Here is a 23077-nt window from a genome sequence, read left to right as displayed (position 1 = left end):
GCACGGCTACCGCTCGGGACGGAAGGCCGACGCGTGATCCGCGACCCAGGTGGCAAAGGTGCGCGCCGGCCGACCCGTGACGGCGGCGACGGTGTCCGAGACCGCTACCGGCCTGCCGTCGCTGTCCGCCTGGTACCGCAGCAGCGTGTCGGCAATCCCGGGCCAGGCCGACGGGCCCATCTGCGCCAGCAGCTGCTCCCGGGNCTCGTCGAGCGGGACGGCCTCGAAGCGCAGGGGACGGCCGATCACCTCGCCGATCACCTCGACCTGCCCTCGTGNCGGCAACGACTCCGGGCCGGTGAGGGCGTAGCGCTGTCCCTCGTGGCCGGGTTCGAGCAGCGCGCGGGCGGCCACCTCGGCCATGTCCCGCTCGTGGATCGGCGCGGAGTGGGACTCGGGATACGCACCGCGCACCACGCCCTGGGCCCGGATCGACGGCGCCCAGGCCAGCGCGTTCGTGGCGAACGCCCCGGGCCGGACGAAGGTCCACGCCAGCCCGGACGCCGCGATCGCCTCCTCCACCACCACGTGGCGTTGGGCGATCGGGTTCGAGCGATCGGGCTCCTGCGCCGACTGCGAGGACAGCAGCACGATCCGTTCGACCTTCGCGGCCGCGGCGGCGTCGAGAAAACCGTCGATGCCCGCCGGCTCCGCGTAGAGGAACACTGCGCGGACGCCGTCGAGCACCGCCGGGATCGACTCCGGCCGAGCCAGGTCTGCCGCCGCGACCTGCACGCCCGCCGGCACGTCCGCCTGGGCCGGATCCCGGCTCACCACGCGCACCGGCGCGTCCACGGCCAGCAGTTCGTCGATCAGCGCGCGGGCCACCGAACCGCGCCCACCCGTCACCAGAATCGTCATGCGAATCCGTCCTCCTCGCGATACCCAGACTGATCCAGCCCGTCGGTCCCGACCGCTCCCGCATCCGGCAGCACGCTCGGCGGCCATCGCCACCTGACGCGCCGCCGGATCCGCCATGACCACCAGCCCGGCCAGTCCCCGTCGTCTCCAGCCTTCACGATGAAGTCCTGTTCATGTCCACCCGACGCGCCGGATAAGTTTGTCCGGTGGACACAGTCGAGTTCCGCATCGAATCCGCGGCGTTCCCGACCGGGCCGGACACTGCCGTCGAACCGTGGGTGAACGGAGTCCGCGTGCGGGATCTCGCCCGCACAATCGAGCGTCCGTTTGCCGAAGCGAAGGGGCACCGAATCGGGCGGGCGCCTACGCGGGGCTGGGCACCGACCGCGACGTGCGTTGGCCAAGCCGGCACTTCCTCGGCGAACCGCGGATCTCGTGGTTCGGCGACGGCGATACCGTCCTGCTCGGCTGTCGCTGCGGAGAACCAGGTTGCTGGCCGCTGACCGCCGACATTGTGGTGACCCCCGAGACGGTCGGTTGGCAGCATTTCCGAAACGGCCATCGATCCTGGGACCTCCATGCTCTCGGGCCGTTCCGATTCGCCGCCTCGGACTACCTGGCCGCCCTCGAGCGGACCGGCGACGGGCCCGGTTCGACCCGGTGACGGACCTCCCGTCCGTCAGGGTCGACGAGATCGCCGCGTGGCACGACGCCCCCTGCGGTACTACCGTTCAGGCATGGTGCGGCCGGCTTCCGTAATCGTGGCGAACGGTGCGGTGGCGCCCGCGGAGGCGGAGGCGGCGCTGCGCGGGCAGGGCCTCGACCCGCAGCGCTGGTCGGCCGGCCCCGGCACCTGGTTCGCCGCCCATGCACACCCGGAGCACAAGGTGCTCGTCTGCACAGCCGGGGAGATCACGTTCTTCGTGGGCGACGAGCGGTGGCCGATGGCCCCGGGCGACCGGCTCGACCTGCCCGCCGGGACGCGCCACGAGGCGTCGGCCGGGCCGGCCGGCGTGACCTGCGTCGAAGCGTACCGACCCGAATAGCCGCGCCGTCGAGAGCGCCCGGTCGGCGTCAGGGAGCGCGGTCGGGCGGCGTCGGCGTCCAGACTCCGGCGTGGCGCTCGACGACGACGGGAAGGAGGCCAAACGGATCCGGGTGCAGGCGGCGGGTGAAGTCCATCAGCTCCAGCCGCAGGGGGTCGAGCCGCAGCAGCACGAAGTCGTCCCCGAGCGGACCGGCGGGGAAGAAGGCGGCCAGACCGTCCTCCCATTTCGCGGCGCGCTCGCGCTCGTCGTCGACCACGCTGACGGTCGCCGCGACACTCAGGTAGGCGAAGGCCGCCCGGTCCTCGACCGCGTAGATCACCTGGATGTCGGGGTTCGCGGCGATGTCGGCAACCTTGCGGGAGCGCGGGCTGGTGCCGATCCACACGACGAGGTCGTCGGTCACGGCGAGGTGTTGGACGAGCCGGACGTGGGGGGCAACCCCGTGGGAGCCCAGGGTGGCGAGGAAGCCGTAGGCATTGCTGCGCAGCAGGGCCCGCGCCGCCGCCAGGGCCTCCTCGACGGNCCCCGCCCCCGGCGCGGGGTCGGCAACGACATCGGCCATGGAACGGACGATAGCGACCGGCCGGGGCAACCGCCGCGGCGCCCCGATCGTCCCGGATCGGATAGCGTCCTGATGGCAGGTACGGTTCCGTCCGGGCCACGGTCGGAGCGCACCGCGACCGCGGTGGGTCATCGCCGCGACGATGCGTCAGGGAGGCATGGGGCTGTGCGAGCGACCCTGCTGGAGGACGTCGGGAAGATCGCGCTGCGGGAGTTCCCCGACCCGGTCGTCCAGCGCCCCACCGACGCGGTGGTGCGCGTGACCGCGAGCTGCATCTGCGGCTCCGACCTGCACCCCTACCGCGGTAAGACGCCCAGCGTGTTCCCGAAGCGCATCGGGCACGAGTTCGTCGGCGTCGTCGAGGACATCGGCGACGAGGTCACGACCGTGCGGCCGGGCGACGTGGTCGTCGCCCCCTTCCTGATCAGCGACGGCACCTGCCGGTACTGCCGCGCCGGCCTGCCCACCTCCTGCGAGAACGNCTCGGTCTGGGGAACCGACGACGGGTCCGGCGCCCGCTCCGACGCCTGCCAGGGCGACCGAATCCGCGCGCCGTTGGCCGACGGGACCCTGGTCCGGGTCGGCACCGAGCTGCCCGAGGCGTTGCTGCCCGACGTCCTGGCGCTGTCCGACGTCATGGGCACCGGTCATCACGCCGCGGTCTGCGCGGGGGTGGGTCCGGGTTCCACCGTCGTGGTCGTCGGCGACGGCGCGGTGGGCCTGTGCGCGGTGCTCGCGGCCCGCCGCCTCGGGGCGGAACGCGTCGTGGCGATGTCGCGGACGCCGAGCCGGCAGAAGCTGGCGGCCGAGTTCGGCGCCACCGACATCGTCGCCGGTCGGGGCGCCGAGGGCATCGCGCAGGTGGGCGAGCTGCTCGGCGACGGGGCCGACGCCGTCCTGGAGTGCGTCGGCTCGCAGGAGTCCCTGGAGCAGGCCGCCGCGGTCGCCCACCCCGGTGGACGGCTGGGTTGCGTCGGCGCCCCCCTGGGCAACCTGCCCCTGGGCCCGTTGTTCATGAAGAACGTGCGGCTGGCGGGCGGGGTGGCGCCGGCGCGCGCCTACCTGCCCGAGCTGCTCGACGACGTGCTTGCCGGCCGGGTGCGACCCGGGCGCATCTTCGATCTGGAACTGCCGTTGGACGAGGTCGCCGAGGGCTATCGGGCGATGGACGAGCGCCGGGCGATCAAGGTGCTGCTGCGTCCCTGAGGGCTGCGGCGTTCTCACTTCTCAGCGTGCCTCAGGCCGCACCGTCCGTGCGGCGTTTCACCGGGCGTGGCGATGGACTGGACCCCGGCAGGGGCATACCGTTGGTTCATGCGCGGGGATCCCACTCTGGTCTGCCGCCTGCACGTCGATTTCGCCCGGGTGGCCAGCGCGCTGTGTCGCGCCCCGCGCCGCTCGGTGTCCCCCTGACCGGTGCCGCGGCCGGCCCGTCGAGCGGCTGATTCACCGACAGGATCGCGGGACACACGTCCACCGGTCCGGACGCACCGCCGATGCGCACCTCAGGCCGCCGATTCCTGGCTCAGGCCCGCCGATCCGCCCCTCGCCCGCCCCTCGCCTCCGGCCACCCGGGAGACTCGCGTGAGCGTGCACGCCCACTGGTTCCTGCCCACCTCGGGGGACAGCCGCAACCTCGACGCCGCCGCGGTGAGCGCCAAGGAAACCCCCCACCTGCAACCGGCCGCCCAGCGGCCGCCCAGCATCGGCTACCTCGCCCAGATCGCCGCCGCGGCGGAGTATCTCGGGTACGAGGCCGTGCTCACCCCGACCGGGACCTGGTGTGAGGACGCCTGGCTCACCACCGCGGCCCTGCTGCGCGAGACCACCCGGCTGCGTTTCCTCGTGGCGCTGCGGCCCGGTTTCCTCAGCCCCACCCTCGCCGCGCAGATGGCGGCGACCTACCAGCGCATCTCCGGCGGCCGGCTGCTGCTCAACGTGGTCACCGGCGGCGACGCCGACGAGCAGCAGCGCTTCGGCGACTGGCTGAACCACGACGCCCGCTACCGGCGTACCGAGGAGTTCCTGCAGGTCGTCCGGGGGGCGTGGACGGGCCGGCCGTTCACCTACGACGGCGAGCACTACGCGGTGCGGGGCGCCACCGTCCGCGAGCGTCCCGAGCCGACGCCACCGATCTTCTTTGGCGGCGCCTCCCCCGCGGCCGAACTCGTCGCCGCCCGGCAGGCCGACACCTACCTGCTCTGGGGTGAGNCGCCGGCCGCCGTCGCCGAACGGCTCGACCGGATGCGGGCCCTGGCCAAGGACCAGGACCGGGAGCTGCAGTTCGGCATCCGGCTGCACGTCATCACCCGGGACACCGCCGACGCCGCCTGGGCGGTCGCCGACGAGTTGCTCGCCCAGCTCGACCCGGCGGCGATCGCGGCGGCGCAGCGGCGCTTCGCCGGGACCGAGTCCGTCGGGCAGCAGCGGATGGCGGCCCTGCACCGCGGCAGCCTCGACGCGCTGGAGATCTCCCCGAACCTCTGGGCGGGATTCGGCCTCGTCCGCGGCGGCGCCGGCACCGCGCTCGTCGGCAGCCACGCCGAGGTCGCGGACCGCATCGCCGAGTACCACGATCTGGGCATCGAGCACGTCATCCTCTCCGGCCATCCCCATCTCGAGGAGGCCTACTGGTTCGCCGAGGGCGTCCTGCCCCTGCTGCGACACCGGGGACTGCTCGCGCCCGTCCCGGGGCCGGCCGCCNCACTCTCGTCCTGACGACCAGGGCCGCGCGCGCCCCTCCCGACCACGAACCTTCACCGGTGGCGGCCGGTGCGGCGCANGCGACAGGCACTGCGGTGCGTCGGGCCCGCTGCGCAGGCCCTGACCGTGCACAACGCACCGCATCCGGCCCTGGCCCGGGTTCGGCCGCGGGGACGGGATACGTACCGGATGCACCCGCTCCCCCACCGCAGGCGCGCGGTCACCCACTAAGGTGATTCCGTGACAATCCGCCAAGAAGACGGGCATGACGCGACTGAGGGCACCGGCTTCGACCTGAAGGTCGACGTGCCGCATCCGGCCCGGATGTACGACTACTNCCTCGGCGGCAAGGACAACTTCCCCGCCGACCGGAAGACCGCGGAACAGGTCCTCGGCGTGTTTCCGAACTCCCGGATCGTGGTCCGGCAGAACCGCCTGTTCATGACCCGGACGACCCGCTACCTGGCCGCCGAACTCGGCGTGCGGCAGTTCCTCGACATCGGCACGGGCATCCCGACCTCGCCGAACCTGCACGAGGTCGCCCAGGCTGTGGCCCCCGACGCGCGGATCGTCTACACCGACAACGATCCGATCGTGCTCGCCCACGCCCGCGCCCTGCTGGCCAGCACCCCACAGGGACGCACCGCCTACATCGACGCGGACCTGCGCGACACCCGCCGCATCCTCACCGCCCCCGAGCTGCACCAGACCCTCGACCTGACCAGCCNGGTCGCGCTGTCCCTCATCGCGATCTTCCATTTCATCCCGGACGGCGACGACCCGTACGGGATCATGCGCCACCTCGTCGACCTNCTCCCGTCGGGCAGCTACGTCTCGCTGACCCACCTGACCGCCGACCACGACCCGGCGATGCGCGAGGTCGAGCGGGCCTACCTGGCCAGCGGAGTCCCCATGCACCTGCGCACCCGCGCCCAGGTCGAGCGCTTCTTCGACGGCCTGGAGCTCGTCGAGCCCGGACTGCAGGTCGTGCACCGCTGGCGGCCCGAGCTCGCCGACCCGGCCGAGACCGACCCGGCCGGCGACGGCGCGACCGCGACAGACCCGGCCGCCCGGGTGAAGGCCATCCCGCTGTCGGAGCTGACCGACGCCCAGGTGAGCATCTACGGCGCAGTCGCCTACAAGCCCTGAGGGCGGGCCCAGCGCCGGGCGCCGGCGGGATCGACGGGGACCGGGTCGACGGGGACGAGGTCAGGTCGACGCTACGGAGCGGGAGGCGTAACGGCTCGGTGGGCGCGGGAGGCCTAGGTGCTCGCGCAGGGTGCGGCCGGTGTAGGCGGTGCGGAACAGGCCGCGGTGGCGCAGCTCGGGGATGACCAGATCCACGAAGTCGTTCAACGCGTCCGGCAGATACGGGAAGATCACGTTGAAGCCGTCGGCGGNGCGCTGGTCGAACCACTCCTCGATGTGGTCGGCCACGGTCGTCGGCGTGCCGACCAGCGTCCGGTCGTCCCGGGCGATCTGGTCGGCGAGCTGGCGGATGGTCAGGTTGTTCGCCCGCGCCTGGTCCACGATCTGCCGCTGGCCGCTGAGGCTCTGGTTGGACGGCGGCAGCTCGGGCAGCGGGCCGTCGAGCGGGAACGCGGTGAGATCGAACCCGCCGAGCCGGTAGCTCAGGTCGGCGAGCGCGACCCGCGGGTCGAGCAGCGAGCGCAGCGCGGCGATCTTGTCCTCGGCCTCGGCCTGGGTCCGCCCCACGATCGTGGACAGCGCGGGCAGCACGATCACGTGGTCGGGGTCGCGTCCCGCGGCCGCGGCCCGTGTCTTGATGTCGGCGTAGTACGCCTGCGCCCCCGGCAGGGTCGGATGCGCGGTGAAGATCACCTCGCCGACCCGGGCCGCGAGGTCCCGGCCCGTCTCGGACGCGCCGGCCTGGACGACGACCGGGCGGCCCTGCGGCGGCCGGGCGATGTTCAGCGGCCCGCTGACCCGGAAGTGCGTCCCGGCGTGGTTCAGCCAGTGGATCTTCTCGGGGTCGAAGTAGACCCCGGCGGTCTGGTCGTGCCGGAAGGCGTCGTCGTCGAAGCTGTCCCACAGCCCGGTCACCACGTCGTGGAACTCGGCGGCCCGGGCGTAGCGCAGCTCGTNCTCGACGTGGCTGTCCAGCCCGAAGTTCTGCGCCTCCGCGTCGTTGAGGGAGGTGACGAGGTTCCAGCCGGCCCGTCCACCGGACAGGTGGTCCAGCGAGGCGAACGTCCGGGCCAGGTGGTAGGGCTCGTTGTAGGTCGTCGACGCCGTCGCGACGAGACCGATGCGGGTGGTGGCGGTGGCGAGCGCGGCGAGCAGGGTCGTNGGTTCGAAGGAGTCGTTGACGACGGAGACGCGGGAGAGCACCTCCTGGCTGGTCAGGGGGACGCCGACCAGGTCGGCCAGGAAGATCGCGTCGAAGGTCCCCCGCTCGGCGGTGCGGGCCAGCTCGATCACGTGCCGGATGTTCACCCCGGCGTCGGCGACGGCGTGGGGGTGCCGCCAGGCGGCGAGGAACTCCCCCGGCGGCTTGAGGAAGGCGTTGAGATGGACCTGACCGCTGCGGCGAGGCTGCGTCGACGTCATCGGATTCCCGCCCCGCTCGTCTCGACGCCGGACGCGGCGCCCGATGGGGTGCCCGGCGGGGTGCTGCCTGGCGGGGTGCTGCCTGGCGGGGTGCCGGGTGCCGTGCCTGGTGGAGTGCTCGGCGCGGCCGGGAGGGAGCCGTCGCGGTGGGCGGGGTCGTCCCGCCGCGGGGCGGCGACCGGGCGCGGCAGGCCGAGATGCCCGCGCAACGTGGTCTCGGTGTAGGACTCGCGGAACAGGCCGCGGCGGCGCAGCTCCGGCACGACCTGGTCGACGAAGTCCTCGGCGGCGCCGGGCAGGTAGGGGAAGCCGACGTTGAAGCCGTCCGCGCCGCGCCCGGTGAACCATTCCTCGACGTGGTCGGCGATCGTCTCCGGCGTGCCGGTGATCATGCCGCCGCCGGAGGACCGCCGGGCGAGCCCGCGGATCGTCAGGTTCTCGCGGCGGGCGAGGTCGAGCATCTGCTCGGAGCGGCTACGGCTGCGGTTCGTCTCGCCGACCTCGGGCAGCGGCCCGTCCAGCGGATACCCGGAGAGATCCACGTCGCCGACGGTGTCCTGGACGAGGCGACGGGCGACGTCGTCGTGGATGAGCTCCAGCAGCTCGTCGCGCCGCGCGCGGGCGGCGGCCTCGGTGTCCCCGACGATCGGCGCGAGGACCGGCCAGACCAGCAGGTGGTCCGGGTTGCGCCCGTGCGCCGCGGCCCGCGCCTTGACGTCGGCGTAGAACCGCTGGGCACCGGCGAGGGTGCCCTGCCCGGTGAACACCACCTCGCCGTGACGGGCGGCGAAGTCCTTGCCCGCCTCCGACGAACCGGCCTGGAAGATGACCGGGTGGCCCTGTGGGGGTCGGGAGATGCTCAGCGGACCGCGCACGGCGAAGTGCTCGCCGCGGTGGTGCGGGGTGCGCAGGCCGGCGGGGTCGTAGTAGCGACCCGCGGCGGTGTCGCGCCGCACGGCGCCGTCGTCGAAGCTGTCCCACAGCGCGCGGACGACCTCGACGAACTCCTCGGCGCGGCGGTAACGCAGCCCGTGTTCGAGGTGGGCGTCGCGGCCGAAGTTCGCGGCCTCCTGCGGCAGCACCGAGGTCACCGCGTTCCAGCCGGCGCGCCCGGCGGACAGATGGTCGAGCGAGGCGAACTTGCGGGCGACGTGGAACGGCTCGCCGTAGGTCGTGCTGGCGGTGCCGACCAGGCCGATCCGCTCGGTCACCGTCGACAGCGCGGCCAGCAGGGTCAGGGGCTCGAACCGGACCGACCGGGCGGTGCGGTGCAGCGCGTCCAGGTCCGTCCCCGAGATCGCGACGACGTCGGCGATGAACAGGGCGTCGAAGGTGCCGCGTTCCAGCGTCTGGGCGACCCGGAGGTGATGGGCGAGGTCGAGTTCGCCGTCGGGCGGGGACAGCGGGTGGCGCCAGCCGGCGATGTGACCGCCGGCGCCCTGCAGCACGGCGCCGAGCGTCAGCATCCGCCGCGAACGCCCGTCGGAGGTGGTGGTCATCGTTTCCTCCCAGGTCCGGCGGAGGTCCCCAGGCCGGCCGGTGCCGGCGGGCCGGGCGGGGGCGGGGACGGTGGCGGGTCGGGCACGCGCGGCGCGGCGGGCATGGGTCCGGCCGCGGGTCGCCAGCCCAGCGCCGGGGCGATCTCGGTGGCGATGAGCTCCATGCGGCGCAGGGTCGCGTCGAGGTCGGCCGCCGCGCCGGCCTCGCCCTGCACCGCGGCGATGAAGTAGGACACCGCGGTGGGGCCGACCGGGTTCGTCGCGAGGCTGTGGATCACCACGCCGACNGGGCCGTGGTGGACGTTCATCGCGTCGAGNGCGGCGCCGTCGTCGAGGTCGGCGGGGAACCCGAAGTTCTCCAGCCAGGGGCGAAACCGGGCGATGTCGGGAGCCAGGTCCACCCGGGCGGCCAGGCGGTCCGGCCCCGGGAACACCCCGTGCGAGACGGCGAGGCGCGCGCCCGCGGGCTCCCCGCCCACGGCGTGGTGGGCGGCCTGGTGGGCCGCGAGGTAGACGTCGGCAAGGGGACGCTGCGCGGACCCCGCCGGGCCGATGCCCAGCAGCAACCCGTCGCCGGCCCGCGCCGCCGCCCGCGCCCCGTCGGCGCTCGTCGTCGAGTCCCAGAACCGGCTGGCGAGGGTCGGCGCGGGCGGGTGCAGCCGCAGCCCGTCGGTCCCGGCGATCGGCTGCCCGGCCAGCAGCTCCCGCAGCCGGCCGCGCGCGGCGTCGAACAGCTCCCGGCGGCGGGCGACGTCACGGTCGAAGGCGCCGAAGGCGGGCGCGCTCGGGCCGCCGGTGCCGAGCCCGAGCTGCAGGCGTCCGCCGCTGAGCGCGTCGAGGACGGCGGCGTCCTCGGCGAGCCGGACCGGATCCTCCAGCGGCAGGACCACGACGGCGGTGCCCAGCTCGATGCGCCGGGTCGCCTGGGCGGCCGCGGCGAGCAGCAGCAGCGGCGACGGCAGCCGGCCGTAGTCGGGAGAGAAGTGGTGCTGGGCGAGCCAGCCGCCGTCGAACCCGAGTTCCTCCCCGGCGACGAACAGCTCCACCACCTCGCGGTAGACGGCGCCGGCCGGGCGGCCACGGCCGTGCACATGGGTGAGGAAGCCCAGCCTGAACGGGCCGGGGCCGCCGGGTGCGGGCATCGCATCCTCCTGGTCGAACCTCATCGGACTGCGGCGAACCTCATCCCCTGCATGCGCCGGTCAGGGCGGCGGCAGCCGTGGCACGGCGGCGAGCAACGCCCTCGTGTACGGGTGGGCCGGCCGGGACAGCACGTCGCCGGTCGCACCCTGCTCGACCAGCGTGCCGCCGCGCATGACGGCGATCTGGTCGCAGAGCCGGGCTACCACGCCGAGATCGTGGGAGACCAGCACGAGGCCGAGGCGGTGCCGCGCGGCGAGCTGGCCGAGCAGGTCGAGGATCTGGGCGCGGACGGCGACGTCCAGGGCGCTGACCGGTTCGTCGCCGACGAGGACCCGCGGCCGGGGCGCCAGCGCCCGGGCGATGGCGATGCGTTGGCGCTGGCCGCCGGAGAACTCGTGCGGGTAACGCCCGCGGACGCCGGGGTCGAGGTCGACGGCCCGCAGCACCTCGTCGACCCGCTCGTCATGGTCGCCGGGAACGCCGAGGCAGACCAGCGGTTCCGCGACGGCCGCGCCGACGGTCATGCGCGGGTCGAGCGAACCGGCCGGATCCTGGAACACGACCTGGACCTCGCGGCGAAACCAGCGCAGCGCCCGGGGACGCCCGGGGACGACCGGCCGGCCCCGGTAGCGGACGGTGCCGGCGTCGGGCCGGTCCAGCCCGAGAAGCAGGCGGACGAGGGTCGACTTGCCCGACCCGGACTCGCCGACGATGCCGAGCGCCGCCCCGTCGGCGAGACGCAGGGTCACGTCGCGCACGGCGTGGCGGACGCCGGGTGGGCCGAACGGCGACGTGCGTGGCAGGCGGTAGCTCCGCCGGAGCCCGGTGGCCTCGAACAACGGCCCGGCGGCGTCCAACGACGGCCCGGTGGCGTCCAACGACGGCCCGGTGGCGTCCAACGACGGATCGGCGGCGTCCAACGACGGTTCGGCGGCGTCGAACAGCGGATCGGCGGTCACGCGATCGTCCCCGTTGTCGTCGCCTCGGACGCCGGGGTGGAGACGTCCGACCCGCGCGCGGTCGGCGCCACCGCGCCGCCGCCGGCGGCGGGGAGATCCCCCTGGGTCAGCCGCGCCGCCGCCAGCAGCGCGCGGGTGTACGGATCCGCGGGGGCCCGCAGCACGTCGTCGGTCGCACCGGTCTCCACCACCCGCCCACGGCGCAGCACGGCGAGCCGGTCGGTGCCGGCCGCGACCACCGCGAGGTCGTGCGTGATGAACAGCAGGGCGGTGCCGGTGTCGTCGACGAGCCGGCCGAGCAGGGCGAGGATCTCGGCCTGGACGGTGACGTCGAGTGCCGTCGTCGGCTCGTCCGCGAGCAGCACCGCCGGTCGGCACGCCAGCGCCGCGGCGATGCAGACCCGCTGGCGCTGGCCGCCGGAGAGCTCGTGCGGATAGGAGCGGACGAGCCGCTGCGGGTCCGGCAGCCCGACCGCCGCGGCGAGTTCGACCGCGGCCCGCGCCGCCGCCTGGCGGGAGTACCCGCGGTGCAGCCGCAGTGGTTCGGAGATCTGGCGGCCGACCCGCATCAGCGGGTTCAACGCGGTCGACGGCTCCTGGAAAATCATCGCCAGGTCGCGTCCACGCAGCCGGGACAGCTCCCGGTCCGAGCCGCCGAGCAGTTCGCGGCCGTGCAGGCGAACGCTGCCGGTGACGCTCGCGCCCGGTGGCAGCAGGCCGAGCACGGCGAGCGCGGTCAGCGACTTGCCCGACCCGGACTCGCCGATGAGCCCCACCCGCTCACCCGCGGCCAGGGCGAAGCTGACGCCGTCCACCACGTCGACGCCACCGAGCCGCACCCGCAGATCGGTGACCTCCAGCACCGCCGCGCCGGTCGTCATGTCCGGCCCTCCCCGCGGACCCGGTGCCAGCGCGCTCGCGGAACGGCCCCGGCCATGAGCCCCGCCGAGGCCGAGGCCGCGGGCGCTGCCGGCGCCGGGGGCACGTGCGCCGCAGGGGGAGCGGGCGCCGCGGGGGCCGCGTGCGGGGCGCCGTCGGAGTCCGCGGCCGGGCGCTCGCGCAGCCGCGGGTCGCCGGCCTCGCGCAGGCCGTCCCCGAGCAGGTTGAAGCCGAGGACCGTCAGCACGACCGCGAGGCCGGGCCACAGCAGCGTCAGCGGTCGCAGGGTGAGGTACGGCTGGAGTTCGGCGAGCATCCGTCCCCAGGACGGGGTGGGCGGCGGGGTGCCGAACCCCAGGTAGGACAGCGCCGCCTCGGTCAGCACGGACAGACCGAGGATGAGCGAGAGCTGGACCCACACCGTCGGCGCGATGTTCGCCAGCACGTGCCGGCGCACGATCCGACCGGCGCCGGCGGCCCGCGCGGCGAGCACGTAGTCGGCGCCGAGCACCCGGCGGACCTCGCCGCGGGTGACCCGGCCCAGCCCGATGCCCGCCCCGACGCCGATGGCGACGATCGCGGTCCAGCGCGAGNCGCCGTACACGGCCGCGAGCACCATGGCGAGCAGCAGCACCGGGAACGCCAGCAGCACGTCGACGAGGTGCGCGACCCCCTCGGAGACCGGGCGCGGCGGCAGGGTCGCCAGCAGCGCGAGCCCCACCCCGACGACCGCGGCGATCGCCGTGGCCGCCACGGCGACGACCAGGGTGGTGCGCGCGCCGACGAGAACCTGGCTGAACAGGTCCCGGCCGAGCCGGTCCGCGCCGAACCAGTGCGCGGTCCCGACCGGTGCCCAGGACGCCGCCGGATCCACCCGGGACGGGTCGTACGGCGTCCAGACCAGCGACACGACGGCCGCGACGACGACGAGCCCGGACAGGACCGCGCCGAGGCGCCCGGACCGGCTGCCCCACACGCCGCGGGCCAGCGCCCGCACCGAGCCGGTCACCGGGCGCCGCGCAGCCGCGGATCGAGCAGCCGGTGCGCCAGGTCGACGCCGAAACCGACGACGAGCACGGCCGTGGTGACCAGCAGCACCGTGCCCTGCACCTTGACCAGGTCTCGGTTGCCGATGTCGGCGACGAGCATCCCGCCCAGCCCGGGCAGCGCGAACACGTTCTCGACCACCACGGCACCGAGCAGCAACGTCGCGAACTCCAGGCCGAGAATCGACACCACCGGCAGGGCCGCGTTGCGGATCCCGTGCCGGCGCAGCGCCTGCCCGCGGGTCAGGCCCTTCGCCCGGGCGGTCCGGATGAAGTCGGCGTGCAGCACCTCCAGGGTCGCCGAGCGGACGAAACGCAGCAGCACCGCGGCCTCCACCACCGCCAGGGTGACCACCGGCAGCACGAGGGCGCGTACGGCCGCGACCGGATCGGCCCAGCCGTCCGCGGGGAACCCGCCGGCGGGCAGCAGCCGCCAGTCGACCGCGAACACCGTGACCAGCATCAGCCCCACCCAGAACGTCGGGACCGCGAGGCCGAGCTGGCTCAGCGCCGACAGGGCGACCCCGGAGGTCCGCCGGTGGCGGGCGGCCGCCAGGACACCGAGCGGCGCGGCGACCGCGAGCGCCAGCACGGTGGCGGCGCCGACGAGCGGGGCGGTCACGGTCAGCTTCTCGGCGAGCTCCCCCGACACCGTGGCCCCGTTGAGCGCCGAGACCCCGAAGTCCCCGGTCAGCACGCCGCCGATCCAGTCCAGGTACTGCGCGGGCAGGGACCGGTCGGCGCCGATCTCGTGGCGGATCCGCAGCACCTGGTCGGGCGAGGCGGACGTCCCGGCCAACACGTCGGCGGCGTCACCGGGCAGCAGCCGCAGCAGCGCGAACACGAGCAGGCTGGCGACGACCAGGGAGACCGCCAGCAGGCCCAGCCGCCGCAGGAGGATCATCGCCATCGGCGCGCCGCCCCACCCCCACGGCCGCGACCACCACCCGGGCAGGTCACGATTTCACAACCTCGATCTTCGACAGGTCGTAGGTCGCGGAGACGTTGTCGGTCGGGTAACCGGTGACGCCGACCCGGGCGACCTGCCGCGCCTTGGCGAGCAGGAGCCAGTCGGCGATGGCGTCCTCGGAGTAGCGGCGGGCGAGGCCACGCAGGGCCGTGTCGCGCTCGGCGTCGGAGGCGGCGGTGGCACCGGCCTTCGCGAGGTCGCGGGCCTGCGGGGAGCGGTCGCCGAAGTAGTAGCCGGGCTTGACGTAGAAGGCGAGGTCACGCGCCTCGGCGTGGTCGACGATGCTCAGGTCGTAGTCGTGCTTGGTGTAGACGCCGGTGAGCCAGGCGGGGAACTCGACGCGGTGCAGGTCGACGGTGACGCCGATCTCGCGTAGCTGGGAGGTGACGTAGTCGCCGATGCTCGGCGGGTAGATGTTCGGGACGGTGAGGCCGAGGCGCAGCCCGCCGCCGTGCCCCGCCTGCGCGAGCAGCCGGCGCGCGCTCGCCGGGTCGTAGCGGTCGATGCTCGTGAGGTCGGAGTACCACGGGTCCAACGGCGGCACGGGCGAGCCGATCCGGGTCCCGGCGCCGAGCACCTTGATCAGCCCGTCCTTGTCGATGCCCTGGCGGATCGCGTGCCGGACCCGGGCGTCGGCCAGCGGCCCACGGTCCTGGTTGAACGCCAGGGTGAACTTGTCGGTGGTCGTGCCCTCCGCGATGGTGAACTTCGGGTTGCCCCGGTAGGCCTCGATCAGGTCGTTGTCGGAGATCACCCCGACGTCGACCTGACCGGTGCGCACCGCGTTGTTCTGCGCGTTCGCGTCGGTGAGGTAGCGGAAGACCACCCGGGCGACCTTGGCCTTCGGCCCCCGGTAGGCGTCGTTGCGCACGAGGGTGATGCTGTCGCCGCGCCGCCAGGAGTCGAANCGGAACGGCCCGGTGCCGTCGGGATGACCGTCGAGGCCGGTGGCGCCCTCGCGCACGACGACGCCGGCCGGGCCGGTCAGGTTGAACAGCAGCCCGCTGTCACGTTCTTTCAGCGTCAGGACCACCGTGCGCGGGTCGGGGCTGGTGACCGCGGAGAGGGAGGCCAGGTCGCTGGCGTGCGGGTTCGTCGAGTTCGGCCCGATCACCTTGGTCAGCGACGACACCACGTCCGCGGCGCGCACCGGGGCGCCGTCCTGGAAGGCGGCGTTGCCCGCGAGGGTGAACGTGTACGTGAGGCCGTCCGGGGNGATCGTGTAGGACGTCGCGAGCGCCGGGCTCACCACCCCCTTCTGGTCCCGTTTCACCAGCCCCTCGTACACGTTGCCGAGCAGGATCTGGCCGACCGCGACCCCGCTGGTGCGGGTGATGTCGAGGCTCGTCGGTTCGAGGACGGCGCCGATGGTCACGGTGGCGTCGGGATGGGCGCGACCGCCGGTCGACGCCGGGCCGCCGGTCGGGCCGTCCTCGCCGTCCGACCCGCAGGCCGCCAGCGCCAGGCCGGCGACGGCGACAGCGGCGGCAAAGGTTCTGATTCTCATCACGCGCCCCTTTCGAGGCAACAATGACGCCGTCGGGCGCACGGAAATCCCGCGCCCGGCGGCCGGAAGGATGACGGCGGCGGGCCGCGCAACGGCCGCGCCGAGAATGCGCCCTCGCCCGCGGCGGCGCTCCGCATCGGCGACGATCCGCCGACGGAGCACGCCACGAGAACGGGGCACGTAACGAGGAGCGGGGTGACGAGATCAGCCTTGCGTGTCGGCCGCGCGCGGCGGCGTCGACACGCCCAGCCGAACGCACGGCCGCCGGCCGGCCGGCCTGGCGTCGTCAGACGACGATCAACAACAGACCTGGTCGAAGTGGTGCGCGCGACGGGAATTCCAGAACGCGTCCAGAATCACGAACCGTGGCGGCCGTCCAGTTCCCACGGCCTGACTGTAACCAGGTGCGCGCCGATCGGTCCAGAGGCGCGCAGAACACCCCGCAACGCCCCGGGCGGTGGTGGGCGGACGCCGCACGGACCGCTCCGCCGCCTGGCACAGTGGCGGGGTGGCTTTGGTGGCTTCGCGCAATCGACTCACCCGGCGTCGCCCGGTCGATCACATGCTGGTGGCCAGCCGGCTCTGTCCCTGACCGCGCCGTCCCCGACCGCGCCGTTCATGACCGCGCCGTTCATGACCGTGCCGTCCCGACGGCGCCGTCCCCGACGGCGCCGCTCCCCCACCCGTGACACCGACGCGCCGGAAGGCTCACCGCTGTGACCAGCGCCCGCACACTGCCCACGCTCGACATCGGCCCGTTTCTGGCCGGCACCGCCGACCGCGCGCGGTTTCTCGCCGACCTGCGCGCGGCCTGCCACGGGCCGGGCTTCTTCTACCTGACCGGGCACGGGATCCCCGCCGCGCGGACCGCGGCCGTGCTCGACGTCAGCCGCCGCTTCTTCCATCTCGCCGAGGCGGCGAAGCTGGCGATCGAAAACGTGCATTCGCCGCATTTCCGCGGCTACACCCGGCTGGGCCACGAGATCACCCGCGGGAATCCCGACATCCGCGAGCAGATAGACATCTCCGACGAACGCCCGGCCCGGGCACTCGGCCCCGACGACCCGGCGTACCTGCGCCTCGACGGTCCCAACCAGTGGCCGGCCCAGGTTCCCGAGCTGCGCGCGAGCGTGCTGGCCTACATGGACGAGCTCGGCGGGCTGTCCCGGCTGCTGGTCCGGGCCTTCGCCGAGTCGCTGGGGCTGCCGGCCGACCACCTCGACCGGACCTTCGCCGACGAACCCCGCTCGCACCTGAAGCTGATCCGCTACCTGGCCGCACCCCCGGCCCACCCCGCCGGCTACGACCAGGGCGTCGGCTCCCACAAGGACGGTGGCTTCCTCACCTTCGTCCTCCAGGACGACGTCCGGGCGCTGCGCGGAGGGGAGGCGGTCGAGCCGGCCGCGGGGCTGCAGGTCGCCGACGACAGCGGCGGCTGGATCGACGCGGCGCCGCGGCCCGGGACCTTCGTCGTCAACATCGGGGAGATGTTCGAACTGGCCACCCGCGGCTACTACCGTGCCACGGTGCACCGGGTCGTCAGTCCACCGCCGGGCCACGAACGGCTGTCCGTGGCGTTCTTCTTCGGCCCGCGGCTGTCGGCGACCCTCGAACCCGTCCCCCTGCCCGCGGAGCTCCTGCGCGAGATCGGCGACGCTCCCCCGCCCGACCCGCACAACCCGATCTTCGCGCAGCACGGCGTGAACACGCTGAAGAGCTGGCTGCGCAGCCATCCCGAGGTGGCCCGCCGCCACTATGCGGACGTCGCCCAGCCCACNGCCGCCCAGACCCCCGCCGACCAGCCCACCGGTCACGGCGCCTACTGATGTCACAAGAGAGGGATCCCGTCGTGACGACCTCCCCGACCGGCTGGAGCTTCGAGACCCGGCAGATCCACGCCGGAGCGGCGCCCGACGCGGCGACCGGCGCCCGCGCGGTGCCGATCTACCAGACCACGTCGTTCGTGTTCGACGACACCCGCCACGCGGCCGACCTGTTCTCCCTCGCCGAGGTCGGCTTCACCTACACCCGGGTCGTCAATCCCACCTCCGACGCCCTGGAGCAGCGCGTCGCGGACCTGGAGGGCGGGGTCGCGGCGCTGGCGACCGCGAGCGGCCAGGCCGCGCAGACCCTGGCGGTGCTCAACCTGGCCGGCGCCGGCAGCCACCTGGTGTCGTCGACATCGCTGTACGGGGGGACNTACGCGCTGTTCAAGCACACGCTGGCCGAGCTCGGCATCACGACGACGTTCGTCGACGACCCGGACGACCTGGACGCCTGGCAAGCCGCGATCCGCCCGAACACCGTCGCGCTGTACGGCGAGACGATCGGCAACCCGCGGGGCAACGTCCTGGACATCGCCGGCGTCGCCGAGGTCGGGCACGCCGCCGGGCTGCCGCTGATCGTCGACAACACGCTCGCCTCGCCGTACCTGAACCGTCCCCTGGAGCACGGCGCCGACATCGTGCTGCACTCGGCGACCAAGTTCATCGGCGGGCACGGGACGTCGATCGGCGGCGTCATCGTCGACGGCGGGCGGTTCGACTGGACGGCCGGGCGCCATCCCCGTTTCACCACCCCCGACCCCGCCTACCACGGCCTGGTCTTCCACGAGGCGTTCGCCGAGACCGCCTTCATCGTGCGGGCCCGCGCCCGGCTGCTGCGCGACCTGGGCCCGGCGCTGTCCCCGGTGAACGCGTTCCTGCTGCTGCAGGGGCTGGAGACGCTGTCGCTGCGGATGGAGCGCCACAGCGCCAACGCGGCCCGGGTGGCCGCCTGGCTCGCCGAGCGTCCCGAGGTCAGCTGGGTGGCCTACCCGGGCCTGGCGGACAGCCGCTGGTACCCGGCGGCCCAGCGCTACCTGCCCCGCGGGGCCGGGGCGGTACTGGCGTTCGGGATCCGCGGCGGCGCGGCGGCCGGCCGGGCCTTCATCGAGGGCCTGGAGCTGCACAGCCACCTCGCCAACGTCGGCGACGTCCGCTCGCTGGCGATCCACCCGGCGTCCACGACCCACGCCCAGCTCACCCCCGACGAGCAGGTCGACAGCGGGGTGAGCGAGGAACTCGTCCGGCTGTCGGTGGGCATCGAGGGCATCGAGGACATCCTCGCCGACCTGGACCGGGGCTTCCGCGCCGCCAAGCAACGCTGAGCCCGGCGGGCCCGCAGGGTTCCCCTTCCGTGCTGGCGACGACCCGCCGGTTCCTCGGGGTTGCCCGACAGAGGCGCTGCCGCCCGACCGGCGGGATTGAATCCGCTTTCGCCGGGCGATAACGGACTCGCGTCGGGCGGGCCGAACGCTCTCCTGGGCGCCGCCCGCCCGCCCCGGGGGGTGTGCCCGACGGGTCCGTACAGAGCTGGCGAGGAGATGGCGTGTTCGGCATCAGGAAGGTGATCGGGCGGGGTCGGGAGGTGGTCGAGCCGTCCGTGCGGCTGATCAAGCCGGGCCTCGGGGGCTTCAAGCAGTTCCTCATGCGCGGGAACATCGTCGACCTGGCCGTCGCGGTGATCATCGGTACCGCGTTCACCGCCGTCGTCAAGGCGATGGTGGACGACCTGCTCACGCCGCTGATCGCCGCGGTCGGCGGAAAGCCGGACTTCGCCGGGTTGTCCTTCAGCATCAACCACAGCGTGTTCCGCTACGGACTGTTCCTCAACACCGTGGTGACCTTCCTGCTCGTCGCCTCGGTCGTCTACTTCGTGGTCGTCCTGCCGCTGGCGAAGGCCAACGAACTGCGCAGGCGCGGCCATCCCGTACCCGACTCCGAGCCGGNGATCAGCGACGAGACGCGCCTGCTNACCGAGATCCGCGACCTGCTCGCCGGCGACGGCCGGCGTCTGCCCGAGCAGCCGAGCGAGGCGACGCAGGCGGGCGCGGTGATCGCCGCCGAGGAGACCCAGCACTGACCCCCACCCCAGCGGGCGGCGCCTACGACTTGCGGGCGATCAGGGCGTAGGCGCTGATGTCGGCGTCGGCGATGAGGTCCGGGTCGCTGCCGGGCTCGGGGCGCCAGCGGTGCAGGACCTCGACGCCGGGCTCGACCAGCTCCCACCCGGCGGGCAGCAGGGCGGTGAGCTCGGCGCGGTCGCGGGTCTGGAACGGGATGCCGCGGCCGTTGTAGACCTCGGCGACCCGCGCCGCGGCCTGCGGCGCGAGCTCGGCCGTGCCATGGCTGACGACGAGGAAGCTGCCGGCGGGCAGCCGCTCGCACAGCCGGGCGACGATGTCCGCGGGCCGGTCGGCGTCGGGGAAGAAGTGCAGGATCGCGATCAGCGACAGCGCGATCGGATGCGCCGGGTCGAGGGTGGCGGCGAACTCCGGCACGGCGATCATCTCGTCGGGGCGGCGCAGGTCCGCGTCGACNTAGACGGTCCGGCCCTGTGGCGTTCCGGTCAGCAACGCCCGCGCATGGACGAGCACGATCGGGTCGTTGTCGACATAGACGATGCGTGCGTCCGGGGCGACCCGCTGCGCGATCTCGTGCAGGTTCGGCGAGGTCGGGATGCCCGTGCCCACGTCGACGAACTGCCGCACCCCGGCCTCGGCCGCCAGGTACCGCACGGCCCGGTGCAGGAAGGCCCGGTTCTGCCGGGCGTAGGTGCGCAGGTGGGGAAAGACCGCCAGCGCCTGCTCGGCCGCCTCCCGGTCCGCCGCGTAGTTGTCCTTGCCGCCGAGGTAGTAGTCGTACATGCGGGCCGAGTGAGGGATGTCCTCCCGCAGGTCGACCGATCGCGCACGTCCGCTCGTCCCCGCGTCTGCCTGCACGTCCCGCCCCGCCCCTCTGCTCCCCGGCACGTGGCCGTGGCGGCCACGCCCCGGCGCGTCGTCCGCCCAGACCGGATCTTTCCATCCCTGCGGGCGGCGCGGTCCACCGGGCAGGACCGGCGCAGACGCGACGTCCGTGGGAGCGATGTCCCTCATCCGGGCGCGCCCTGGAGGGGAGGGTGATCCCTTCCAGGGCCTCCGCGGCCCGCCGGCCGGCCGGCGGTAGACGCCTCGGCCTGCCGGCGCTCCGCCACCTGCGAATGGGGCGCCACGTCCAGACCGGCCGCCACGTCCAGACCGGCCGCCGCGTCCGAGTCGGGCGTCAGGTCCGAGTCGGGCGTCCCCCTCGCCAGGGAGGCCCCATCCGCCCAGGGACATCATTCGCAACAATGAGTGTCAGTGCTGGTGTAGCCCACCCCGCCGAACCCCGGTAGGCGGCCGTCGTACCCGGAAGGGCCGCTGGAGCCGGAAGGGCCGCGGGACCCCAGTAGGCCTATGGACATAGTCGACTTTCGCGATTAGGTTCACCCTGGTCAGGCCTCTGCGCCGGGCCCCAGGGGGGTGCCTCGGGCGGACCGCTCGNTTCCCGGTCGCGGCCGGTCGATCGCCGGCGGTCCTGCGGCGGCTTGGCCGCGTTCCCCAGCGCCCCACGCACGAGCCGGATCCGTGGCCCGGGTCGAGCGCGGGCCCGAGTCGAGGGAGTGGTGAGATGCCGGCGGCATCCGATCGGCGTCCCGCGGACGCACGGTGGGGCCTGCCGCGCAGCCGGTCCACCCGGTGGCGGCTCACCCGGCGGCTCGTGATCGATCTGCGGCGTTCGTCCAGCAGCCGCTGTCCCGGTCCCTGACCGGCCCGGCGACGGTCCGGACCGCCGCGCCGCATCACCCGACCGTCCCCAGAGCCGGGCCGCCCACCGGTGGAAGCCTCCGCGACAAGACCGGCCGCACGGCCGCGCGGGGCCCGGCGCGTCGCGGCGGCCAGCGGCTGGACCGCAGGGCTGGCCGGGGCCGCGCCGATCTCCCGCCCGCAGTCCATGCCGCCGCGATCGGCACCCCGTGCCCGGACGACCGTCGGAGCGACGCCCACGCCCTCGGTCGCACCGCGGCGGCGGCCCGGCACCGGCACCAGCCCCACCCGCCTCGACCGAAAGGCCAGACATGGCAGACATCCCGTTGGCCGTCCTCGATCTCGTTCCGGTCAGCGCCGGTGACAGCCCGAACGACGCGCTGCGCAACACCGTCGACCTGGCCCGGCAGGCCGAGGCGTTCGGGTACCGGCGGTACTGGTTCGCCGAGCATCACCTCAACCCCGGCCTGCTCGGCGTGTCCCCCGCGGTGGCGATCGCGCTGGTGGCCGGGGCGACGTCGACGATCCGGCTCGGCTCGGCGGGCGTGCAGAGCGGGCACCGCACGCCGCTGGCCGTCGTCGAGGAGTTCGGGCTGATCGACGCGCTGCACCCCGGCCGCCTGGACCTCGGCATCGGCCGCTCACCGGGCCGGCCGGCCCCGAAGAACGGCGCGACGCCCAACGGCGCGACCCCCAACGGCGCGGCCCCGGCCGGCGCGGACGGCGGACCCGGCGACGGCGGACCCGGCGACGGCGGACCTGATGGCGGCGGACCCGGGGACGGCGCGGCGACTCCCACCCCGGCGCCGGCCCTCGTCTCGGCCGCGGCGGCCGCCTATCAGGCCAGCCTCGGCGGGGTCGACCACAGCACCGACCAGCGGGCCGCCAACGGCCTGCTGATCCCCCGCCGGTTCGACTTCAGCAGGCTGCTCGGCTCGCCCCGGCTGGGGGTGACCCTGTCGCTGCTGCAGCAGCCGGGCGCCTACACCCCCGAGTACGCCGACCAGGTCGACGACATCCTCGCCCTGCTGCGCGACACCTACCACACCGCCGACGGCCAGACGGCCCGCGCCTGGCCGGGGACCGGCGCGGCGCTGGAGGTGTGGATCCTCGGGGCGTCCGGCGGGTCGAGCGCCTCCGTGGCGGGTTCGCGGGGGCTGCGCTTCGCCGCCTCCTACCATCACAGCCCCAGCACGGTGCTCGACGCGGTCGAGGCGTACCGGGCGGCGTTCGAGCCGTCGGCGGATCTCGCCGCGCCCTACGTCTCGGTCTCCGCCGACGTCGTCGTCGGTGAGGACGACGCCAGCGCGGCCCGACTGGCCGCCGGCTACGGGCTGTGGGTCCGCAGCATCCGCAGCGGTGCGGGGGCGATCCCGTTCCCGACTCCCGAGCAGGCCGCCGCGCACACCTGGAGCGACGCCGATCGGGACCTGGTCGCCGACCGGGTCGCCACCCAGCTGGTCGGCTCCCCGTCGACCGTCGCCGACCGGCTCGAACAGCTCGCGGCGGCGACCGGCGCGGACGAGCTGGCCGTCACCACGATCACCCACCAGCACGCCGACCGGGTGCGCTCCTACGAGCTGCTGGCCGCGGAGTGGACCCGCCGGCACGGCTGAGGCCTCCCCCGGGGCGAACGGGACCGAACCGGGTGACGCGGTGACGGGTCCGGCGCCCCGGCCGACGATGCGGAAGGTGACGGCGACGACCGTTGTTGAAGCGG

Annotated in this window: 13 protein-coding genes and 20 pseudogenes; 15 read left to right on the top strand and 18 right to left on the bottom strand. The window is 74.2% G+C overall.

What is annotated here, in order from left to right; translation table 11 throughout:
* Nucleotides 1-279 precede the first annotated feature (279 nt).
* The coding region (locus UK94_RS02110; protein WP_235486109.1) for an NAD(P)H-binding protein at nucleotides 280-861 on the bottom strand (582 nt) is incomplete at its 3' end.
* A gap of 776 nt (nucleotides 862-1637) precedes the next feature.
* Here UK94_RS02110 and UK94_RS02100 point away from each other — a divergent pair.
* The gene (locus UK94_RS02100; RefSeq protein WP_235486107.1) at nucleotides 1638-1907 is read left to right on the top strand and encodes a cupin domain-containing protein; all 270 of its coding nucleotides are present in this window, start codon (nucleotides 1638-1640) and stop codon (nucleotides 1905-1907) included.
* A 28-nt stretch (nucleotides 1908-1935) separates the two neighbouring features.
* On the opposite strand, the gene UK94_RS02095 is transcribed toward UK94_RS02100, so the two are convergent.
* Nucleotides 1936-2400, bottom strand: a complete 465-nt coding sequence (locus UK94_RS02095) for a pyridoxamine 5'-phosphate oxidase family protein (RefSeq protein ID WP_268761188.1) — start codon at nucleotides 2398-2400, stop codon at nucleotides 1936-1938.
* A 144-nt stretch (nucleotides 2401-2544) separates the two neighbouring features.
* On the opposite strand from UK94_RS02095, the pseudogene UK94_RS36965 reads away from it, so the two are divergent.
* The 8 genes and pseudogenes from UK94_RS36965 to UK94_RS36930 all read left to right on the top strand — a co-directional run.
* Nucleotides 2545-2953: pseudogene (locus UK94_RS36965) on the top strand (alcohol dehydrogenase catalytic domain-containing protein); the annotation flags it as partial.
* A 1-nt stretch (nucleotide 2954) separates the two neighbouring features.
* Nucleotides 2955-3678: zinc-binding dehydrogenase (locus tag UK94_RS72590; protein ID WP_268761165.1), on the top strand; the 724-nt coding region annotated here is incomplete at its 5' end.
* Between the two features lie 378 nt (nucleotides 3679-4056).
* A pseudogene (locus tag UK94_RS36955) lies at nucleotides 4057-4683 on the top strand (LLM class flavin-dependent oxidoreductase); the annotation flags it as partial.
* Between the two features lies 1 nt (nucleotide 4684).
* Nucleotides 4685-5175 (top strand): annotated as a pseudogene (locus UK94_RS36950) (LLM class flavin-dependent oxidoreductase); the annotation flags it as partial.
* A 240-nt stretch (nucleotides 5176-5415) separates the two neighbouring features.
* A pseudogene (locus tag UK94_RS36945) lies at nucleotides 5416-5512 on the top strand (SAM-dependent methyltransferase); the annotation flags it as partial.
* Nucleotide 5513: 1 nt separating this feature from the next.
* Nucleotides 5514-5902, top strand: a pseudogene (locus tag UK94_RS36940) (SAM-dependent methyltransferase); the annotation flags it as partial.
* A 1-nt stretch (nucleotide 5903) separates the two neighbouring features.
* Nucleotides 5904-5987 (top strand): annotated as a pseudogene (locus UK94_RS36935) (hypothetical protein); the annotation flags it as partial.
* A 1-nt stretch (nucleotide 5988) separates the two neighbouring features.
* Nucleotides 5989-6324: SAM-dependent methyltransferase (locus UK94_RS36930; RefSeq protein ID WP_235486105.1), on the top strand; the 336-nt coding region annotated here is incomplete at its 5' end.
* Nucleotides 6325-6384: 60 nt separating this feature from the next.
* Here UK94_RS36930 and UK94_RS36925 read toward each other — a convergent pair.
* From UK94_RS36925 to UK94_RS36885, 14 genes and pseudogenes are all read right to left on the bottom strand, one after another.
* A pseudogene (locus UK94_RS36925) lies at nucleotides 6385-6575 on the bottom strand (nitrilotriacetate monooxygenase); the annotation flags it as partial.
* A gap of 1 nt (nucleotide 6576) precedes the next feature.
* Nucleotides 6577-7280: pseudogene (locus UK94_RS36920) on the bottom strand (NtaA/DmoA family FMN-dependent monooxygenase); the annotation flags it as partial.
* A gap of 1 nt (nucleotide 7281) precedes the next feature.
* Nucleotides 7282-7485: pseudogene (locus UK94_RS36915) on the bottom strand (LLM class flavin-dependent oxidoreductase); the annotation flags it as partial.
* A gap of 1 nt (nucleotide 7486) precedes the next feature.
* Nucleotides 7487-7746: pseudogene (locus UK94_RS36910) on the bottom strand (nitrilotriacetate monooxygenase); the annotation flags it as partial.
* Nucleotides 7743-9245, bottom strand: a complete 1503-nt coding sequence (locus tag UK94_RS02070; protein WP_055748466.1) for an LLM class flavin-dependent oxidoreductase — start codon at nucleotides 9243-9245, stop codon at nucleotides 7743-7745. The pseudogene UK94_RS36910 and the gene UK94_RS02070, both read right to left, overlap by 4 nt.
* Before the next feature lie 318 nt (nucleotides 9246-9563).
* A partial coding sequence (locus tag UK94_RS02065; protein WP_235486224.1) for an LLM class flavin-dependent oxidoreductase occupies nucleotides 9564-10387 on the bottom strand: 824 nt, incomplete at its 3' end.
* Between the two features lie 60 nt (nucleotides 10388-10447).
* Nucleotides 10448-11347: an ATP-binding cassette domain-containing protein gene (locus UK94_RS02060; RefSeq protein ID WP_200912723.1), complete on the bottom strand. Its 900-nt coding sequence runs from the start codon at nucleotides 11345-11347 to the stop codon at nucleotides 10448-10450.
* A complete protein-coding gene (locus UK94_RS02055) occupies nucleotides 11344-12228 on the bottom strand; it encodes an ABC transporter ATP-binding protein (protein ID WP_055748464.1) in 885 nt (294 codons plus the stop codon). Before UK94_RS02055 ends, UK94_RS02060 begins: the two co-directional genes overlap by 4 nt.
* Nucleotides 12225-12819: pseudogene (locus tag UK94_RS36905) on the bottom strand (ABC transporter permease); the annotation flags it as partial. The pseudogene UK94_RS36905 and the gene UK94_RS02055, both read right to left, overlap by 4 nt.
* Before the next feature lies 1 nt (nucleotide 12820).
* Nucleotides 12821-12947: pseudogene (locus tag UK94_RS36900) on the bottom strand (ABC transporter permease); the annotation flags it as partial.
* A gap of 284 nt (nucleotides 12948-13231) precedes the next feature.
* Entirely contained in the window at nucleotides 13232-14182 is a 951-nt protein-coding gene (locus tag UK94_RS02045) for an ABC transporter permease (protein WP_011605953.1), read from the bottom strand.
* A gap of 46 nt (nucleotides 14183-14228) precedes the next feature.
* Nucleotides 14229-15149, bottom strand: a pseudogene (locus UK94_RS36895) (ABC transporter substrate-binding protein); the annotation flags it as partial.
* Nucleotide 15150: 1 nt separating this feature from the next.
* A pseudogene (locus UK94_RS36890) lies at nucleotides 15151-15457 on the bottom strand (ABC transporter substrate-binding protein); the annotation flags it as partial.
* Nucleotide 15458: 1 nt separating this feature from the next.
* Nucleotides 15459-15749: pseudogene (locus UK94_RS36885) on the bottom strand (ABC transporter substrate-binding protein); the annotation flags it as partial.
* A gap of 716 nt (nucleotides 15750-16465) precedes the next feature.
* Here UK94_RS36885 and UK94_RS02035 point away from each other — a divergent pair.
* The 5 genes and pseudogenes from UK94_RS02035 to UK94_RS36875 all read left to right on the top strand — a co-directional run.
* A pseudogene (locus tag UK94_RS02035) lies at nucleotides 16466-17526 on the top strand (2-oxoglutarate and iron-dependent oxygenase domain-containing protein); the annotation flags it as partial.
* A 48-nt stretch (nucleotides 17527-17574) separates the two neighbouring features.
* A pseudogene (locus tag UK94_RS36880) lies at nucleotides 17575-17948 on the top strand (PLP-dependent transferase); the annotation flags it as partial.
* 1 nt (nucleotide 17949) lies between these two features.
* Nucleotides 17950-18897, top strand: a 948-nt coding sequence (locus UK94_RS02030) for a PLP-dependent transferase (protein WP_235486103.1), incomplete at its 5' end; no start/stop codon positions are given.
* A gap of 221 nt (nucleotides 18898-19118) precedes the next feature.
* Nucleotides 19119-19518, top strand: a pseudogene (gene mscL / locus UK94_RS02025) (large conductance mechanosensitive channel protein MscL); the annotation flags it as partial.
* 26 nt (nucleotides 19519-19544) lie between these two features.
* Nucleotides 19545-19652, top strand: a pseudogene (locus tag UK94_RS36875) (large conductance mechanosensitive channel protein MscL); the annotation flags it as partial.
* 22 nt (nucleotides 19653-19674) lie between these two features.
* Here UK94_RS36875 and UK94_RS36870 read toward each other — a convergent pair.
* Nucleotides 19675-20109: pseudogene (locus UK94_RS36870) on the bottom strand (SAM-dependent methyltransferase); the annotation flags it as partial.
* Nucleotide 20110: 1 nt separating this feature from the next.
* Nucleotides 20111-20511: SAM-dependent methyltransferase (locus UK94_RS36865; RefSeq protein WP_268761164.1), on the bottom strand; the 401-nt coding region annotated here is incomplete at its 3' end.
* Nucleotides 20512-21668: 1157 nt separating this feature from the next.
* On the opposite strand from UK94_RS36865, the gene UK94_RS02015 reads away from it, so the two are divergent.
* Nucleotides 21669-22973 (top strand): LLM class flavin-dependent oxidoreductase, encoded by a 1305-nt coding sequence (locus UK94_RS02015; RefSeq protein WP_011605960.1) that lies wholly within the window; start codon nucleotides 21669-21671, stop codon nucleotides 22971-22973.
* Nucleotides 22974-23077: the final 104 nt, after the last annotated feature.

Source organism: Frankia sp. AvcI1 (assembly GCF_001420875.1).
In the GTDB taxonomy this organism is placed as follows: Bacteria; Actinomycetota; Actinomycetes; order Frankiales; family Frankiaceae; genus Frankia; species Frankia alni.
The sequence above is the reverse complement of the archived record's forward strand: the minus strand, read 5'-3'. Positions and strand labels throughout refer to the sequence as shown.

Excerpts from the sequence above, each read along its gene's own strand:
- UK94_RS02055 (WP_055748464.1), bottom strand. The coding sequence starts at position 12,228 with ATGACGACCGGCGCGGCGGTGCTGGAGGTCACCGATCTGCGGGTGCGG.
- UK94_RS02015 (WP_011605960.1), top strand. The coding sequence starts at position 21,669 with ATGGCAGACATCCCGTTGGCCGTCCTCGATCTCGTTCCGGTCAGCGCC.
- UK94_RS02045 (WP_011605953.1), bottom strand. The coding sequence starts at position 14,182 with ATGGCGATGATCCTCCTGCGGCGGCTGGGCCTGCTGGCGGTCTCCCTG.
- UK94_RS02070 (WP_055748466.1), bottom strand. The coding sequence starts at position 9,245 with ATGACCACCACCTCCGACGGGCGTTCGCGGCGGATGCTGACGCTCGGC.